Annotated in this window: 20 protein-coding genes; 13 read left to right on the top strand and 7 right to left on the bottom strand. The window is 46.6% G+C overall.

The genetic code is table 11. The features are described from left to right. Positions 1-3 precede the first annotated feature (3 nt). The 8 genes from X939_RS0103870 (at position 4) to X939_RS0103835 (ending at position 5,303) form a co-directional block, all read left to right on the top strand. Complete coding sequence (locus tag X939_RS0103870; RefSeq protein ID WP_025761951.1) at positions 4-270, top strand: phosphopantetheine-binding protein; 267 nt, start codon at positions 4-6, stop codon at positions 268-270. Positions 271-273: 3 nt separating this feature from the next. After that, positions 274-1,146 (top strand): lysophospholipid acyltransferase family protein, encoded by an 873-nt coding sequence (locus tag X939_RS0103865; protein WP_025761950.1) that lies wholly within the window; start codon positions 274-276, stop codon positions 1,144-1,146. Beyond that, positions 1,139-1,552, top strand: a complete 414-nt coding sequence (locus X939_RS0103860; protein ID WP_025761949.1) for a hotdog family protein — start codon at positions 1,139-1,141, stop codon at positions 1,550-1,552. The genes X939_RS0103865 and X939_RS0103860 overlap by 8 nt, the downstream gene beginning before the upstream one ends. Positions 1,553-1,639: 87 nt before the next feature. Beyond that, on the top strand, positions 1,640-2,053 hold the full coding sequence (locus X939_RS0103855; RefSeq protein ID WP_025761948.1) for an acyl-CoA thioesterase: 414 nt from the start codon (positions 1,640-1,642) through the stop codon (positions 2,051-2,053). 27 nt (positions 2,054-2,080) lie between these two features. After that, on the top strand, positions 2,081-3,163 hold the full coding sequence (locus X939_RS0103850; protein WP_025761947.1) for a beta-ketoacyl synthase N-terminal-like domain-containing protein: 1,083 nt from the start codon (positions 2,081-2,083) through the stop codon (positions 3,161-3,163). Further along, complete coding sequence (locus X939_RS0103845) at positions 3,160-3,813, top strand: hypothetical protein (RefSeq protein WP_025761946.1); 654 nt, start codon at positions 3,160-3,162, stop codon at positions 3,811-3,813. The genes X939_RS0103850 and X939_RS0103845 overlap by 4 nt, the downstream gene beginning before the upstream one ends. A 27-nt stretch (positions 3,814-3,840) precedes the next feature. Further along, the gene (locus X939_RS0103840) at positions 3,841-4,098 is read left to right on the top strand and encodes an acyl carrier protein (RefSeq protein ID WP_025761945.1); all 258 of its coding nucleotides are present in this window, start codon (positions 3,841-3,843) and stop codon (positions 4,096-4,098) included. 20 nt (positions 4,099-4,118) lie between these two features. Continuing rightward, a complete protein-coding gene (locus X939_RS0103835) occupies positions 4,119-5,303 on the top strand; it encodes a beta-ketoacyl-[acyl-carrier-protein] synthase family protein (RefSeq protein WP_025761944.1) in 1,185 nt (394 codons plus the stop codon). Between the two features lie 32 nt (positions 5,304-5,335). On the opposite strand, the gene X939_RS0103830 is transcribed toward X939_RS0103835, so the two are convergent. Together X939_RS0103830 and X939_RS0103825 are read right to left on the bottom strand one after the other, a co-directional pair. Continuing rightward, the gene (locus tag X939_RS0103830; RefSeq protein WP_025761943.1) at positions 5,336-6,217 is read right to left on the bottom strand and encodes a hypothetical protein; all 882 of its coding nucleotides are present in this window, start codon (positions 6,215-6,217) and stop codon (positions 5,336-5,338) included. Further along, positions 6,214-6,633 (bottom strand): hypothetical protein, encoded by a 420-nt coding sequence (locus X939_RS0103825; protein ID WP_131694665.1) that lies wholly within the window; start codon positions 6,631-6,633, stop codon positions 6,214-6,216. The genes X939_RS0103830 and X939_RS0103825 overlap by 4 nt, the downstream gene beginning before the upstream one ends. Positions 6,634-6,858: 225 nt before the next feature. On the opposite strand from X939_RS0103825, the gene X939_RS0103820 reads away from it, so the two are divergent. Genes X939_RS0103820 through X939_RS0103800 form a run of 5 tightly spaced genes read left to right on the top strand, consistent with a single transcriptional unit; the run spans position 6,859 to position 10,789 of the window. Continuing rightward, positions 6,859-7,809, top strand: coding sequence for a beta-ketoacyl synthase chain length factor (locus tag X939_RS0103820; RefSeq protein WP_025761941.1), 951 nt, complete (start codon positions 6,859-6,861; stop codon positions 7,807-7,809). Beyond that, the gene (locus X939_RS0103815; protein WP_025761940.1) at positions 7,799-8,566 is read left to right on the top strand and encodes a polysaccharide deacetylase family protein; all 768 of its coding nucleotides are present in this window, start codon (positions 7,799-7,801) and stop codon (positions 8,564-8,566) included. Before X939_RS0103820 ends, X939_RS0103815 begins: the two co-directional genes overlap by 11 nt. Next, on the top strand, positions 8,556-9,185 hold the full coding sequence (gene lolA2, locus X939_RS0103810) for a flexirubin biosynthesis/transport protein LolA2 (protein WP_025761939.1): 630 nt from the start codon (positions 8,556-8,558) through the stop codon (positions 9,183-9,185). Before X939_RS0103815 ends, lolA2 begins: the two co-directional genes overlap by 11 nt. Positions 9,186-9,227: 42 nt before the next feature. Then, positions 9,228-9,590, top strand: a complete 363-nt coding sequence (locus X939_RS0103805; protein WP_025761938.1) for an ApeI family dehydratase — start codon at positions 9,228-9,230, stop codon at positions 9,588-9,590. Between the two features lie 44 nt (positions 9,591-9,634). Continuing rightward, positions 9,635-10,789, top strand: a complete 1,155-nt coding sequence (locus X939_RS0103800) for a DUF2062 domain-containing protein (protein ID WP_025761937.1) — start codon at positions 9,635-9,637, stop codon at positions 10,787-10,789. Between the two features lie 98 nt (positions 10,790-10,887). Here X939_RS0103800 and X939_RS22035 read toward each other — a convergent pair whose 3' ends face one another. From X939_RS22035 to X939_RS0103775, 5 genes are all read right to left on the bottom strand, one after another. Beyond that, positions 10,888-12,009: a YjbH domain-containing protein gene (locus X939_RS22035; protein WP_044198472.1), complete on the bottom strand. Its 1,122-nt coding sequence runs from the start codon at positions 12,007-12,009 to the stop codon at positions 10,888-10,890. Further along, the gene (locus X939_RS22030) at positions 11,996-12,847 is read right to left on the bottom strand and encodes a YjbH domain-containing protein (RefSeq protein ID WP_052353407.1); all 852 of its coding nucleotides are present in this window, start codon (positions 12,845-12,847) and stop codon (positions 11,996-11,998) included. The genes X939_RS22035 and X939_RS22030 overlap by 14 nt, the downstream gene beginning before the upstream one ends. Beyond that, positions 12,834-13,865, bottom strand: coding sequence for a hypothetical protein (locus tag X939_RS0103790; protein ID WP_131694667.1), 1,032 nt, complete (start codon positions 13,863-13,865; stop codon positions 12,834-12,836). Before X939_RS0103790 ends, X939_RS22030 begins: the two co-directional genes overlap by 14 nt. Positions 13,866-14,008: 143 nt before the next feature. Beyond that, positions 14,009-15,379 carry an exopolysaccharide biosynthesis polyprenyl glycosylphosphotransferase gene (locus X939_RS0103780; protein WP_025761935.1) on the bottom strand — a complete coding sequence of 457 codons (1,371 nt, stop codon included), beginning with the start codon at positions 15,377-15,379 and terminating at the stop codon, positions 14,009-14,011. 330 nt (positions 15,380-15,709) lie between these two features. Beyond that, positions 15,710-16,513 carry a WecB/TagA/CpsF family glycosyltransferase gene (locus X939_RS0103775; protein ID WP_025761934.1) on the bottom strand — a complete coding sequence of 268 codons (804 nt, stop codon included), beginning with the start codon at positions 16,511-16,513 and terminating at the stop codon, positions 15,710-15,712. Positions 16,514-16,581 lie beyond the last annotated feature (68 nt).

The following is a 16,581-nucleotide window of genomic DNA, read 5'->3' as shown; positions in this document are numbered from 1 at the left end:
AGTATGTATGTAAACGACGAAAAAATAGCATTTGAAGAGATCATCGAAGGAGTCCGTGAGTTTTTGGCGGAGGAATTTGAAATTGACCCTTCCGATATCCTTCCTGAAAATAGTCTTAAGGAAACCCTGGATCTGGATAGCCTTGACTATGTAGATCTGGTCGTTCTTATTGAAGAGCATCTGAATATTAAACTTACGGGTGAAGACTTCAAAGGTATCGTAACCTTTAGCGATTTTTATAGCCTGGTACGGCAAAAACTTGGACGCTAAATAATGAGCCGTTGGGACGGTAAGACGAAGGGTTCATTAATAGGATACAAGATATTCCTGTTTTTTATAGGGCGTATTCCCATCAGGAGAATATATGCTTTGCTCAAAATTGTAACTAATTATTACTTTCTTTTCTCCGCCAGGCCCCGAAGGGCTCTGATAAGTTTTTATCAGGTTTTTCTTGGTTACACCACGGCGGAATCCAAAAAGCTAGCTCAGGAAAATTTTTATATTTTTGGCCAGACCCTGATAGACCGGGCCGCCTTTTTGCTGGGACGAGGTCATCAGTTCACCCATACTTTCGAAAATGAAGCCCACCTTATAGCCATGCGGGAAGCAGGGAAGGGGGGGATCCTCCTGAGTGCGCATGTAGGTAACTGGGAGACCGCCGGCAACTTGCTGGAGGGCCGCATTACCCCTACCATCCATATCGTTATGTTGGATGCCGAGGTCGAGAGTATCAAGAATCTTATGGAAGAGACCACTGGCGGGTCCCGTTTCCAGATTATCCCTATCAAAGATGACCTGTCGCACGTCATCGCCATTCGTAATGCACTTCGGAAAAATGAATTTGTAGCCCTTCATGCCGACCGTTACCTGGAAGGAGCCCGGTATCTTGAAATGGACTTCCTTAACGCTAAAGCACGATTTCCCTTGGGGCCCTTTACCATCGCCTCAAAATTCGACGCACCGGTAACTTTCGTTTTTGCGAATAAAAATGGCCCCTTCCATTACCATTTGAGTGCAACGACGCCAATATTTTCCAGACATAAACCCGAAGAAATTGCTAAATTGTATATCCAAACCCTGGAAAAGAAACTGAAACAGTATCCGGAACAGTGGTTTAATTACTTTGACTATACGATAAATGATTGAAAAACAGTCGATCACCGACATTATCCCCCAACGTGCCCCTTTTGTGATGGTCGATTCCATCCTGTCCGTAGCGCCCGATCGCTTCGTATCTACCCTTTTTGTAGATCCGGAAAACACCCTCGTAAGCCAGGGGCTGTTTACTGAGAGTGGAATGCTGGAAAATGTGGCACAGACCAGCGCCGCTGGCTTTGGAACCCTGACAGGGGAAGAAGGTGAGGCGCCAAGAAGAGGTTATATTGGTTCCATTACCAGGGTAGAGGTCTATAGCCTCCCGGAGGTGGGTAGCCAGATACGAACCGTCGTCACGCCTACGCACCGGCTCGATAATATCGTGATGGTGAGTGGGAGATGTTATTTGGACGAAATACTTTTATTGGAATGCGAGATGAAAATTGTATTGGCCTAATCAAGGTTTTTCGTTTTTTCTTGCAAAGAATAGGCTTCCAACACAATTTTGTCTATTCTTGTTAACAAAAAAAATTGATTCAATATAATGCTTTCGTCCGAAATTGAAATAGAGATACGCTTTAGTGAAACCGACGCGATGGGAGTGGTATGGCATGGCAATTACCTGAAGTTTTTCGAAGATGGCAGGGAAGCATTCGGGAAACAATATGGCTTGGAATATCTCACCATTTTCGATCATGGCTTTTTTACACCCATTGTCAAGTCGGAAATCGATCATAAGGCCCCCGTTTATTATGGACAAAAAATTAAGGTAATAACGCGATACCACCCTAGCCGTTCGGCTAAGGTGCTCTTTAGCTATGAGGTTATTAATATGTCTACCGGGCAACTTGCGGCGGCTGGGCAGACCATGCAGGTATTTCTGCGTCGTGAGTCCAGAGAACTGGAATTGATCACACCAGAGTTTTACCGCGCCTGGAAAGAGAAACATCAAATCTAACATAAACCAACAGAACAGCAGGTTGTCATGATGTATATTGGAGCTGAAACGATGATCAGTCCTATGGGGGCCTCGACGGAGGAAAATTGGAAGTCCATGCTGGCCAATCGTTCAGCGATTGGATGGGTAGACCAGGTAGGACTCCATCATGAAAAGCTTCCTTTGGCCCGATTTGATGCCCTAACCACCGATCGACGCTTTCATTCTCTGGTATTTGACTGCCTCCAGGCTGTTTCCCAGGCGATAGATGCTTCCCTTTTGTGGCACGCTTCCACCCAGGTAATCGTCAGTGCTACCAAAGGAGCTGTGGACGATCACCTCGACCGCCCTTTCGATGGGGTGATGCACCCCCTGCAAAAAGCCTTCGATCTGAAAAGATTGCCTTTAATCGTTTCCAATGCCTGTATCTCCGGTGTGCAAGCGATTAATATAGCCGACGAATTGGTGGCTGCTGGTGAAGCGGAACATGTAATTGTAATCGCGGCCGATCTGGCTTCTCAGTTCGTTATCAACGGGTTTCAGTCCCTGTATGCCATTAGCGATAAACCCTGCGCTCCCTTCGACATAGCCCGGAAAGGGATTACGCTAGGGGAAGCGGCAGCGGGAGTGGTGGTCAGCCGTAATCGGGGGATATTTAAAGAAGAGCCCTTAAGCCTGCTGGCAGGTTACTCCTCCAACGATGCCAATCATATCTCTGGCCCTTCACGTACGGGCGAAGGGCTGGTACGCGCCGTAAGGCGCACCATGGCCAGGCATCAGAAACAGGCTGCAGATCTGGACCTGCTGTCTGTTCATGGTACTGCCACCCAGTATAACGACGAGATGGAGGCCATCGCTATTAATCGACTGGGCCTTCAGAACCTACCCCTGCTTAGCCTTAAAGGATATTTTGGCCATACCTTAGGTGCTGCGGGCGTATTGGAAACTGTTGCTACTATGCAAATGTTGAGGCATGGTGTACAACTGAAAAGCCTGGGTTTCGAAAAGTTGGGAACAAGCCAGCCCTTAAATGTATTGGCCAATAATAAGGTTAAAGAATTTAACTGCTTTTTGAAAACCGCCTCGGGATTTGGCGGGGGCAACGCAGCCTTAATGGTTGAGAAAATATGATTAAAATAACTGGATACTGCCATATTACGGATCTGCTCTGCGCAGTGAATGGAAAAATATTATTGCAACCTTCCCCGGATTCTGAACATAGTTGGTTCCGTCAGATTTACAACTTTGCCGATATACAATATCCAAAGTTTCATAAAATGGATGCCCTGGCCCAGGCCGGGGTTCTGGGCGTGGAGTTGATAAGGTTATTTGCTGCCCGGCCTATGGACTTTCAGGATGAGGGTGTCGATCTGGTCTTTGCCAATCGCTATGCCAGTGCGGCTACAGATCGTCGTTTTCAGGCCAGCTATGCCGATCATATGTCGCCTAGCCCAGCCATCTTCGTGTATACCCTGCCCAATATTATAACCGGGGAAATAGCCATTCTTAAGAAATGGTACGGAGAAAATACTTTCGTGGTCATGCCTGAGTTTGACCCAGGTTTCTTTACATCGTACATCCAAAGACATATCGCCAGGGGTTGTGAAGCCGTGATTGGCGGATGGGTACAGATTGACGAAGAAAATACCGAAGTATTTATCTTTCTAGCCGAGCCTATTCCGGCCGAGCCTATTCCGGCCGAGCCCATTCAGGCCGACGATGGGGCTGTCAGGTTGGGTGTTCGTGAACTACTGGAAATATATCAACAACATTTATCGTAATTATTGAATCAATTAGGAATTTATCATATGGACCAGTTAAAAGAAGATTTAAAACATCAGATAATTGAACAATTAAATTTGGAAGATGTAACCGCAGCCGATATCAGTGATGACATGCTGCTGTTCGATGCAAACGGGTTGGCACTGGACTCCATCGATGCTCTGGAAATGATCGTACTGCTAGAAAAATACCATGGTATACAGGTAGTCAATCCGGAAGAAGGAAAGTCAGCATTCCTTTCCGTTAACAGCCTGGCGGAATACATTCGTCAGAAATCTAATTGAGCGCATAAAACCTAGAGAAGTTGAAAATTAATATCACAGGACTTGGGGTCATCTCGGCCATAGGGCATACCGTTTCAGAAAATCTGCAATCACTGATCGCAGGGCGCTCCGGCATTGGTCCTTTAGGAACCTCTCCGGAGACCATGGGCCTGCTTGTCGGAGCCGTTAATCTCACGGATAGGGAACTCATGGACCAAAACCATTTGTCTGATGGATATTACTCGCGTAGCACATTGCTGGGCCTTACCGCGGCGCGGGAGGCCTGGGAGGGGCAGCAACCTTCCGCCCTGCTCCGGACTGGTTTTATTTCCGCTACCTCAGTGGGTGGGATGGACCGGACCGAGGTGGTCTATGAGAAGTATCTTCATGGAGAAGCTATCGACTATGGTGTGTTCCTTACCCATGACAGTGGCTACACCAGCGAGGTGATCTCTAAAGAGTTGGGTATCAGTGGTTATGTCAATACCATATCTACCGCTTGCTCTTCTGCAGCCAACGCGATTATGATGGGCGCCAGGCTTCTGCGGCAAGGAAAATTGGACCGGGTACTGGTAGGGGGCATGGACCCACTTACCCATTTTACAGTCAATGGCTTTAAATCTCTGCTGATATACGACGATCAGGCCTGCCGTCCCTTCGACGACAGCCGGGCTGGGCTCAATCTGGGCGAGGGGGCAGCTTATCTGGTTCTGGAAAATGAGAAAAGCCTGCAGGTTACCGGCAACGAACCAATTTGTCAGTTAACCGGATGGGCCAATGCGGCCGATGCCTATCACCAGACGGCCTCCTCACCCGAGGGGAAGGGAGCTACCCTGGCCATTCAAAAGGCCCTGGATTGTGCAGGTATTGCCGCCGGAAAGGTTAGCTATATCAATGTTCATGGAACGGGTACCCGCAATAACGACCTCTCCGAATCCATGGCTATGAAAACTGTGTTTGGCGATAAAGTTCCTCCATTTAGCTCCACCAAGGCCTATACCGGTCACACCCTGGCTGCAGCCGGCTCCATAGAGGCGGTTTTCTCGGTGCTGGCCATTCGGGATGGTCTATTATTCCCTAACCTGAATTTTACTAACCCCCTGGCTGAAACGGGATTGACTCCTGTTACCATGCTCCAAACCCAACAACCTGTAGAAGTGGTGCTCTCCAATTCCTTTGGTTTCGGGGGGAATAACAGCTCCCTTATCTTCGCCAGAAACGAATGATATGTCCGCGGAAGGCATAAGACTGGAAGGGCCTATAACTTCACCTTAAGGCTTAGGGCGTAATACGATTGTCTCCGAAAATTTTGACTGGGATTTTCCCCTGCGCTATAGTCTACTCCCAGGCTGGCAAATTTTTGCTGATCCATATCCAGAAAGAAACGATAGCTGATTCCGGTAGATATAAAATGATGATTGGCCTGATTCAAGTCGGCTACGTTTTCGAAAATATTCTGGCGGTACTGCCAGTCAGCTACCAGAAACAGGAGTCCTTTGGCATCCTCCGTACGCCGACCTAGCGACAGACTGGAAGAAACCCGCCCCGTGGCCCTCAATATATTGCCTGCCGAAGCATCCTGAGCCACCGTCAACCTGTTTTCTGACTCCAGCCCCAGATAGGGAGCGTAGTAGAACTGTAGATAATCGCCAAATTCGGTCGGATGATTGGGAACCCAAAAATTGGCCGCATCCTTGCGCTTACCCTTGAGTATGGCCGTGCCATACACACTGGCCTGAAGGGATGTCACCTCATGGCTGCGGTCTTCATTGTATTTGACAGAACTAATCAGAATCGGTGACCAGGAGTTTTTGCTGATATCATGGGTTTGCCATTGGGAGCTTACCCCTGCCTGCCAATTGTCCTGAACTTTTTCCACAAGCGTGTTCTTGTGGTATTCTATATATGGCTCAAGGGTGAGAACGGCCCTTTTAAATGGCGCTAGGTCGTAGCCTACTGCGGCATGAAGCAGCCAGGAGGCCCTTAGATTTTCAGGCTTGGTTACGGATATCATCGCTGGCTCCGCCGCCTCGTCAGTATTCTGAAAGGACTGTCTCAACGTAAATCGCTGGTAAAAATTCTGCTGACTGTAGGCATGTCCTGAACATACCATCAGCAATAAAAGGCCTACCCATCTCATAGCTTCGCATTTACAAGGTTCAGACAATCAATTACTTTAGTGAGTGTCTCACATTCTTTTACCGCGATCACTTCCTTAGACCCCAGACTTTCAATCGTATTCTGAAAATAATTTTTCAGGGATCGTTTATGATAATTACTTAACCCTAAATCGGCTTTGAGGTCGCTGCTATCGTTGAATGCTTCCTGTTGGTAGCCGCTCAAGTCGGAAAGGGCCTGATATACCTGCTGGCGGATGTAGGCTTCCTGATCTGCACGACCTGCCAAGGTATTTAGGGCCGTCTTGAGTCCTTCCAGGTCGGTGTCCTTGATCAGGGATAGGAGCAATTTTACCTCAGCGTCAGATAATGTTAGGTTGATACGGTGCACCATAGGGTAGGAAAGGTTGGTGTGATCTGAAATGAATATACTATTCAATATAGTCATTTAAGCAGAAGTCCGCAATGAAATTACATTCCTGATGGGAGAGATAGGTTAGGATGCCAGTAGTATCCGGGAGAATTAAAGGTCGGGCTAACTAAAATTTAGTCTCCAACCCTGAACGGATTAAAAAAACATCACTAAATTTGAATGCGCTTGCTTCGGACCAAGGCAATATTCCGAAATCGGGCCACACATGACTTAGAATAAATACACCACCCAGTGCAGTATATAACCGCCTCGTCCTCCATTACCCATCAGCCAACATTTCAGCGTAAGGGCTTTTCTGAGCATCTTACTGCCTTGCAGCAAGACACCGAGGTGATGGCACCCAATTATAAGGATTATATCGATGGTGGACTCCTGCGGAGAATGAGCAAGATACTGCGTATGTCCATTGCCTGTGCCAAGGATTGCCTGCAGCAGAGTGGGCATCAGCAGCCACAAGCCATAGTGGTAGGAACGGGCCTGGGGTGCATGCACGAGACGGAAAAGTTCCTGAGTAACAGTCTCACTTTGTCCGGGATGTTGCCGCCTACTTCCTTTATACAGTCCACGCATAATACCATAGCCGGTCAGATTTCCCTTATTCTGGGAAATCATGGTTATAATATGACCCATTCACAAAACAGCCTCTCTTTTGAACATGCACTGATAGATGCCCAACTGTTGCAGTCAGAAGGGGAAGGGCCTGTACTGGTAGGTGGTGCCGATGAGCATATCCCGTTTCTGGACATTGTTACCCAGCAGTTGCTGCCCGATAACAAATGGCCTGTTACCTCTGGCGCTAGTTTCTTTATGCTCGAAAATACCAGGAAGCCACAATCTGTCGCCTTATTGGACGTGGAGGTCCACTATCTGGCCGACGATCAGGATGCCTGTCTGCGGGGATTCCTGGGTCGGAATGGTATAGCCCTGCAGGATTTAGACCTGGTGATCAGGGCCCGGACTGGGGATGTTTGGGACGACCTCCTCCCTGGCAAGCTATTTGCAGCGAATCGGATATTACCCTATCTGGCATGTTCGGGACTGTATATGGCTGCCGCCGCCTTTGGCTTTCATTATGCCGTCGATAAGATGCTGGCCAATGGCCATATTAAACACACATTAATTCTTAACAATTTAAGCTCCGATCGACTGGGCTTAATCATACTCAAAAATTGTGAAGCATAATATCATTACTGTATTATTCGCAACCGCATTGGTCGTACTAGGATTTATTTTCTGGCAGACTGACTATGTTTTTTATATTCTGGCTGCCGTTTTTCTACTGTATATCATCGTGACGGTATATGGTGTTTTTACCATACAGTCCAATTATTTTCTGACTTCGTTGAACAAGGGAAAATCCAATGCCGTAACCCTTACCTTCGACGACGGTCCCGATCCTGTACAAACCCCCTTGATACTGGCCGCACTAAAGGAGCAGGAGGTAAAAGCTACTTTTTTCCTCATTGGAAAAAAAGCGGATCAGTACCCGGAGCTGGTCAATCAGATCGTTCAGGAGGGACATATTGTAGGCAATCACTCCTATAGCCACCATATGTTGATAGGTTTCTTTTCCAGAAGGCGTCTGAAGAAGGATCTGGAACAATGTAATGCAGTGATAGAGCAGATCACTGGTAAAAGACCCCTTTATTTTCGCCCTCCCTTCGGAGTCACTAATCCGCGGTATGCCGATGTGCTCAAAGAATTGGGGATGCAGTCGGTAGGATGGTCGCTGCGCAGCCTGGATACCAAGGCCAAAAATAAATATGCCCTTATCGAGCGCATATTGGTACGTCTTAAAAAGAAGGATATTATTCTTTTGCATGATAACCAGGAGGTGACAGCCGATGCTATCGACGATATCGTACAGCATTGTCGTCAAAAGAAAATCGCTATTGAAACCCTGGATTGGGTCACCAAAACTGCTGCTTATGCTTCGTAATAAACCCTGGTACCTTCTATATCTTTTTCTGATCGCACATGCCGTTCCGGCTCAAAATTTTCAGGCAGCCAGGCAGCCTCAGCAGGTGCAGGAATTCCTTAAAAAATCGGCCGATAACACGGAGAGTATTCAGGCAAAATTTACAGAAGAAAAAAAAATGTCGGTACTAAAAGGTGTTCAAAAGGCGAGCGGAAACTTCTATTTCAAAAAGCAGGATCGCATGCGTTGGGAGCAGAAGCTACCAGACCCTTATATTATTTTGATAGACGGTGCTGCCGTTCGTATTAAGGATGGGGGTAAAGAGAAAAACCTGGAAGGTACGCGGATGGCTCAGCAGATACGCATGCTTATTCTGGGGCTGATCAATGGAAATTTTACTGAGGACAAGAGTTTTGAAAAACTGTACTTAGAGCATGCAACCGCCTATCAGGTCCGGCTTTTGCCTCGAAACAAAAGACTGAAAGCAATATATCAGGAAATAAGACTGATTTTTGATAAAAAAAGCGGTATTTTGGAGCAGTTGACCTTTATAGAAAAAGGAGGCGACCGCAGGGATATGTTATTTTATGACCAGGTCATCAACAAGCCCTTGGCCGAGAGCCTGTTTTCTAAATTTTGATATTTACTCGTATTTTAATAAAAGTATAACTCCAGACGACCAATGAGCGCTTTATTAAATGAATTATATAGCATTGAAAATCTGTCGGAAACGGACACGATGCTCAAGGCCCGCGTCCGGATTAACGCCGATCACCCCATATTTTCCGGGCATTTCCCTGGAAATCCTATTACGCCCGGGGTGATTCAGATGGAAATGGTAAAGGCTGTGATGCAGGAAAAATTGGGACGAAGGTTAACTATGAAATCGATGAAGACCTGTAAGTTCCTTCAGATTATCAATCCGGAAGCTACCCCTTTGATCGATCTGGAAATCGTGTACAACGACGTAGAACTGCTGGAGGTTGCTGCTACCGGGGTATTCGGGGAGACGGTGTATTTCAAAATGCAGTCGGCCTATTGTTAGGGGTAGCCTGTATAAAGACTCTGCTAACCTGACCTGTTTACCCAATGAGCCTTAAGGAAATTCGCTGCTGCGTACTGATTCCTACCTATAATAATCAAAACACCCTGCTCAGGGTGATACAAGGGGTATTAGAATATGCCGATCATCAGGAAGTGATCGTGGTGAACGATGGCTCTACCGACAACACCAGGGCTCTTCTTGAAAGCCTACCTGCAGGCCTGATCATATTGCATCAGGAGCGGAATATGGGGAAGGGGAGGGCGCTTCAACGAGGATTTGAGGAAGCCATTCGTCGGGGTTATGAGCATGTGATCACCATCGATTCCGACGGCCAGCATTTGCCTGGTGATATCCCGCTCTTCCTACAAAAAGCGCGGGAAATGCCAGGAGCTTTGGTCATGGGGGCGAGAAATATGAATCAGGAGGGGGTGCCTTCCAAGAGTTCTTTTGGCAATAAATTCTCTAATTTCTGGTTTAAGTTCGAAACCGGTATCTCATTGCCGGATACACAAACCGGCTTCCGCCTGTATCCCCTTGCCCCCCTGCGTACCACCCGACTCTATACCTCCAAGTTTGAGACGGAAATAGAAGTTATCGTCAAGCTGGCCTGGAAAGATGTGCCCGTCGTCCCAGTCGACATTCGGGTAATTTACGATAAGGCTGAGAGGGTATCTCATTTCCGTCCCTTTCGCGACTTTACCCGTATCAGCATACTTAATACCTATCTGGTAATATTGACTTTATTATACCACCTCCCCCGTCGGATATTGCTAAAGACCTTGCAAAAGGGGCTATGGACCATGATCAGGGAGGAGGCGGTGAAGCCAGAGGAAAGTAATTTGCGCAAGGCGGCATCTATTGGTTTTGGCTTCTTTATGGGCATCGTTCCCATTTGGGGTTTCCAATTGCTCCTGGGCATTCCTTTGAGTATCTACTTCCGCCTCAATAAGGTGTTATTCCTGGTAGCTGCCAATATCAGTCTCCCCCCCATGATCCCCCTAATTATCTTTGCCAGTTATAAGTTTGGGGGGGTATTCTATAAAAACGGCGTGCAGCTGAATAGCTTTGAGGATCTTACTCTGGAGTCTATTCATATGAATTTCCTGCAATATTTTTTGGGTGGGACGGCCCTGGCACTCATTGCCGGAGCCATTGGCTTTACCCTTTCTTATCTACTGTATTCCTTTTTTCGAAGGTAGCTGGTTGGGCAAATAAATGGAATTTCGACGATATGATGACTGCCGGTTTATAGATTTGAAATACTGTCCCATATAAAAATACAGAGTCTACCAATCTATTACCGATCCTGTTTTCTAAGATAATCGACCTGATATTGTCTGAGTTTCTGGTCCAGATTATACCCCATACGGTAGCGCTCTCCTATGCGGTAGCCCCGGGAATAGATATATTCCCAACGGAATTCTTCTCCTGTCCTTAGTCGAAGCTGTTTGTTCTGAAGAATCTTGCCTGGAGGAATGGGTACGGCAAAATTGAAACCTACCGTTGAGCCGTTCTGAGTTTTGATCGCATAAAGTCCAAGCTCTACGCTGGTAAACTGGCGGATCAGTTCTACCCGGAAACCCTTGTCCTGATGCATATATTGCCCCCCGCTTAGCTTAACAGTCAGGTCGGGGCCTTTAAACCGGTAAGAGATATCGGCAAGGAGCAACAGCTGATCGGGAGAATCGTAATAAATCCCGCCCCTTGGGTAATAATAAAAGCCCGTATAGCCAACCTCCAGTCCATAGGACCAGGCCCCTGCCAGATTGGCATGGCGATACTGAATATTCCCTCCATACTGGTCATTGGCAAAAAATCCTAAGGATGCGCTGACGAAATGCTTACCCTGGGTCCAGAACTGGTTCAAATAGGTAGGTGCAGGACGTACTCTTCGGGGGCGCCCGTCCAGGTCATTGGTGATAGGGAATAAAACGCCTGTATGGAGGGCCATGCCGGGCCAAAGCATCAGCTGAGTCTGCAGGGCTATACTGGTATTGCTCTCGACAGGTTTAAGAAAATTACCGAAATTGACCGTAAAATAAGGCTGAATATAAAAGTCAAACTTATAGCCCTGCAGCTGTAAGGGAGCTTTGGTCGACGACCATAAGCGCTTGCGCTCGGTCCTGGTCAATGGGGAATAGGTGAGTCCGTCTTTCCAGGTATAAGTCCCCAGGGGCATGCCCTGAAAAAGGGGCCTGTAACTATCTACCAGGCTATCGGCCGTGATTTTACGCATTTCAAAGAGACCTATAAATGGATTTCTGTAGAGTCGTTGCTCATAGCTGACCACTGAGCCATCCTTTTGGATACGCTCATAATCCACAATCAATTTTTCAGGAGAATAAGAATCTTCTTGCGCAAATAGGTAGCCATAAGAACTTAATAGCACCCATAGCAGGAGGAATTTACTGGCTTTCATGGGTTTGCTTTTTAATGCGACGGGCAGGGTCTAGTAAAGAAAATGCAAACGAGGTTCCAAACGAAACCTGGTCAAAATTTAGCAGGGCGGCTTGAACGGTCCAGCGCTTGAATATCCGGCCATAGGCACCTATATTCATTTGCTGGCCATCCCATTCGGCCATCAGTCCCCCCACATTCCGGTAATGAAGGCCTACTCCGGCAAAGGGCCCTTCCAGATACATATTTTTATAACTGTCTTCACTTTTTTTCTGCCAGGCGAAATTAGTCAGAACGCTGGTATTTTTCAGATTGCTGTCGTCCCGATATAGATAATAGGGGCTGCCATATCCCGCGCTTACTTCTAGTATCCAATCGGTTTTCAGCTGAAAATTCTTGGTAGCCACCAATGCATGGGTCAGCATGGCCCCATCCGTGGTAAAAGGGGTGCTCACCATCACCGCCAGAGAAGGCCAATTAGCCTTTTCCTTCAGGATCAGGTAGCGAAGATCTATCTGCCGGTCGCCTATGGCTTCCCTAACCGGACGGGTTTTTGTAGCTCGAGATTGTAGGAGCAGAAAATTTATGTCAAATCTTTTTAAAAATGTAAGATTGGCAAATAGAATCTGTTCCGGATTCTTACCTCTTTTCCTAAGGCTATAGCGTATGGGATTATAATTATAGCCAAAGCTCAACTGTCCGTCGGGAGATTCCCGGGCGCTGGGGGTGTATATCAGCCCGGGTTTGCCTACCAGATTGACCTGCCCCTTGACCAGGCTGCAGCAAAACAACAAAAGGAAGGACAGCACCAGGCCGCCCTTCCTTAGGCATATTGTTTTGGAATAATTAGTTTCCTCCACCTTGGTTATGGCAGCTTTCTACCAATTTAGTTTTCGCTTCCGTTGCCGTAGCTAAAGCCGTAGTATAATTGGCCGTTACCTTCGCGATATCCGCATCTCTGGCTGCAGCCGCATTGGTGGTGCCAGCCGTAGTTTTGGCCGCACAAGCCTTCAGATCCGCAGCCTTCAAGGTATTCAAAGAACTCAGATAAGATAAAAGCTGGATTTTGTTTAGGGCTGAAAGCAGTTCGTAATTCGATCCTAAAGCCGACTGGGCAGCGTCAAGTTTAGACTGTGCACTTGCCGAAAGGGCATTGGCTTCAGTAGCCAAGGCAGCATATTTCGCAGGAATAGCGCCTGTACAGGCAGTTTCTGCAGCCGCAAGAGGAGCAATATTAGCCGCATAGGCATTTGCAATTTTAGTGTTTTCTGCCGCTCTGCTGGCATCAAGCTTCGCTTTTACAGCATCAAATACTGCATTTGCCTTTACCAGACAAGCATCTTCTACCAATACACCATTGGTGCTTTCTACTGCTTCAGGAGCAGATGTTCGTGTTCCCGAAATTGTAGTTCCACCCACTGTAGGAAGGGTAAGAGCCGGCATATAGGCCTTTAGAACGGGATTGGCGGCGATCTTGTCCATAACAGTCTTAAGGTTGGCCGGAAGGGCTCCACCTGCAGAAATAGCAGCGATGGTCTCTGCATTCACAGAGTTCAGGGTGCTTACGTCCCCTGCGCTAAGGTTTGCAGAAACTTCAGCAGCCGCTTCTGTCGCCGCAGCGGGGATGTTATCAGGGGTAATTTCCGACATAGCAGAGGCTACAGCAGCAGTTTTGGCAGAAACAGCGACAGAAGATTCCGTTGATGTTACAGCCGCAGGCGTAGTCAGGGTAATGGTCGGAAGCTCAATTTTGTTAAGTTCTTCTGTCAGACCCTGATCTGGTTCCGTTGGGAATGGCTCGTCCTTCTTTTTGCAATTGTACATCACACTGGTGATGAGCATTGCCAATGTTAAAAGCTTCAGTGTACGTTTTTTCATTGTGATTGTTAAACTGTTAGTGATAATTATGACTCTTTATGGTGTTTGTTTTTTGTCCTATGGCAGCCATTGCTGGAAGCCCAGGAGGGTTGATGCTTCCGTAGAAGCCATATTCAGCCCAGGGTAAGGCATGGGGGCACTGATTATTGTCCTCGTCCCAAAACCATTACCTGAACGGTTTTGAAGATAAGCTTGATATCGTCTAATATGCTGTAAGATTTTAAATATTGCACATCGTACTGTAGTCGTTCCACATTTTTGGCTACTGTGTCGGCATAGCCCACATTGATCTGGCCAATAGAGGTGATCCCTGGCTTCACGGTAAGCAACCGCTGAAAGTCGTGGGGCTCGGCCTCCATCAGCATATCCACGTCATATTTATACAGAGGACGGGGACCGACTACCGACATATCACCTTTTAGTACATTATAGAACTGAGGAAGCTCATCCAGCCTGGTTTTTCTTAGGATTTTTCCAACAGGGGTGATCCGGGGGTCATTATCGCCCTGAGAATGTTGCAGTCCCATCTTGTCACAGTCGGCATACATGCTTCGGAATTTATAGATCTCAAATATTTCTCCCCAGCGTCCCGAACGTTTTTGACGGAAGAAAATCGGTCCCGGAGAGGAAAGTTTTACTACCAGCATAAGTATAAGAAAGAGTGGCGCACCCAGGATCATTACAATACTGGAGAAGACCAGGTCGAAAACACGTTTGATACTCTGTTCCTGAATATTGGAAAAGGGTTTGGTATTGACCTGAATTACCGGATACAAATCGTGGTATTCGATACGGGCCATTTTGTCCATAAAGCCCCTGAAATCGGGTACCAGGCGGATTTGCGTACGGTGGCGCTCGCCCAGGCGAATCAAGTCGCGCACTTGTTCATCGGTCAGGTCGGACAGGCAGCAATACACATAATCCAGTTTTTGCTCGTTGATCATCGCTTCCAACCGGTTCATCTGTTCGGGGTCGTCGTTGGTAAAGGGTACGGTACCGTAGAAGCGGTAGCCAAGCTCGCGGTTCTGGCTGTAGAAGTTGCGGATCATGGTAGCCAGTTCTCCCTTGCCCACCACCACATAGCGGTTGTAGTTATAACCGGCATGGCGATAAAGCTTTAAAACGCTCACCGCCACCGCCCTGGACAGGGTGCTTGCCAATAAAAACAAGGCATAGGTCAACAGAAACTGTGAACGGGAATATAGATCACCCACCTGAGCGAAATACATAAAGCCCATCAATAATCCAGCATGTGCTACTGCCGTTTTGAGCAGACTGGTAATCTGAATATTAAAATGGTAGGATAGTCGGGTAAAATAATAGGTTCTTGCCAGGTTTGAGCACAGGAGCCATAAGAGGTTGGCTACCAGAAGCATATTGGTATAAGGATCTCCTAGTAAGGTCGGTAGAGATTCAAAACGGAGGGCGTAGGCAAGAAAAAAGGATACATTGAGTAGGACGAGATCCGTCCATAGATGGACCTTCGGCAGAAGGCCAGCGAATCGATTCTTCATGATGTTTTTATAATAACGTTGAGTAATGACTTGGCCGGACTGAGTAAGGTTCGACAAAGCTGAATTTTAGGTTTTACATGTTTTAGCTAAATAGCCTAGACATGCAAATGCAAATATATAGAATAACTTCTAACTATTTATTATTAAAACCCTTGTATTCTAATACGAATATACCAAATATTGTACAGTATCAAATAAATGTTTTTAGGACAAAAGTTATTTTGTTATTAAACTTCAAAAATTTAACTGAATTGTACTATTAAAAGGTTAAAAACTTAGTTAATGGTAATAAATATGTGGCTGGAAGGTTGATTTTTAAGGATATATGTCCTAAACCCAGTTCTCCCTTTCTTTATGACTAACCTTACCACGTATGACTTTATGATAGTACTCCTGGGCGAAAAGCTTCATAAAAATGGTATTAGTAACCAGATAGCGTTTCCACAATCTACCAGGTTCCTGATATAGCCGGAACAACCACTCCAGCCCTTTGTCCTGCATCCATTGAGGAGCCCTGGTTTGAGTGCGGGCATAGACGGGAAATGCTCCACCCAGTCCTATCATCACGGAATGGATTTTGCCTTGCATTTTGAACATCCATTTTTCCTGTTTGGGACAACCTAATCCTACAAACACAAAACCAGGCTGTACCTTGTTGATCATAGAGATTACTTCTTGATCTTCTTCTTCTGTCATTGCCCGAAAGGGAGGAGAGTAAGCACCGGCCACATTCAAATGTGGGTATTCGCTAGTGGCCCTTTTGATCATCGCATTCAGAACTTCATCCGTTGAGCCATAAAAAAAGACGCCAATCCCACGCTTCGCAGCTTCTTCTATCAGGGAAGGCAGCAGATCCATTCCAGCGACCCGATCCTGTTTGGCTCCATAGATTATTTCCAGACCCTTAGCAAGAGGCATACCGTCTGGAGTGACTACATCGGCACGATTCAGAATTGCCTGCATAAATATGTCCTGATTAGCCTCCACCAGCATATGCACGTTAGCTACACAAACTGTTGTGGAGGTAAGCGTAGCTGCATTCAGGGTTAACGTATTAATAAAGGCTCTGTAACTGCCTATACTAATGTTGCAATTTAAGAATTCCCTTTTCTCTGTTAATCGTTCTATAGGCATTTTTTAATACATCTAGACTAATGGATGGAGTATAATATTCGTTATAGTGTAATACGGCATTTTTTTGA

The organism is Dyadobacter tibetensis Y620-1 (genome assembly GCF_000566685.1).
Classification (GTDB): domain Bacteria; phylum Bacteroidota; class Bacteroidia; order Cytophagales; family Spirosomataceae; genus Dyadobacter; species Dyadobacter tibetensis.
Note: the sequence above shows the minus strand (reverse complement) of the source record. Positions and strands in the feature narration are given on the sequence as shown.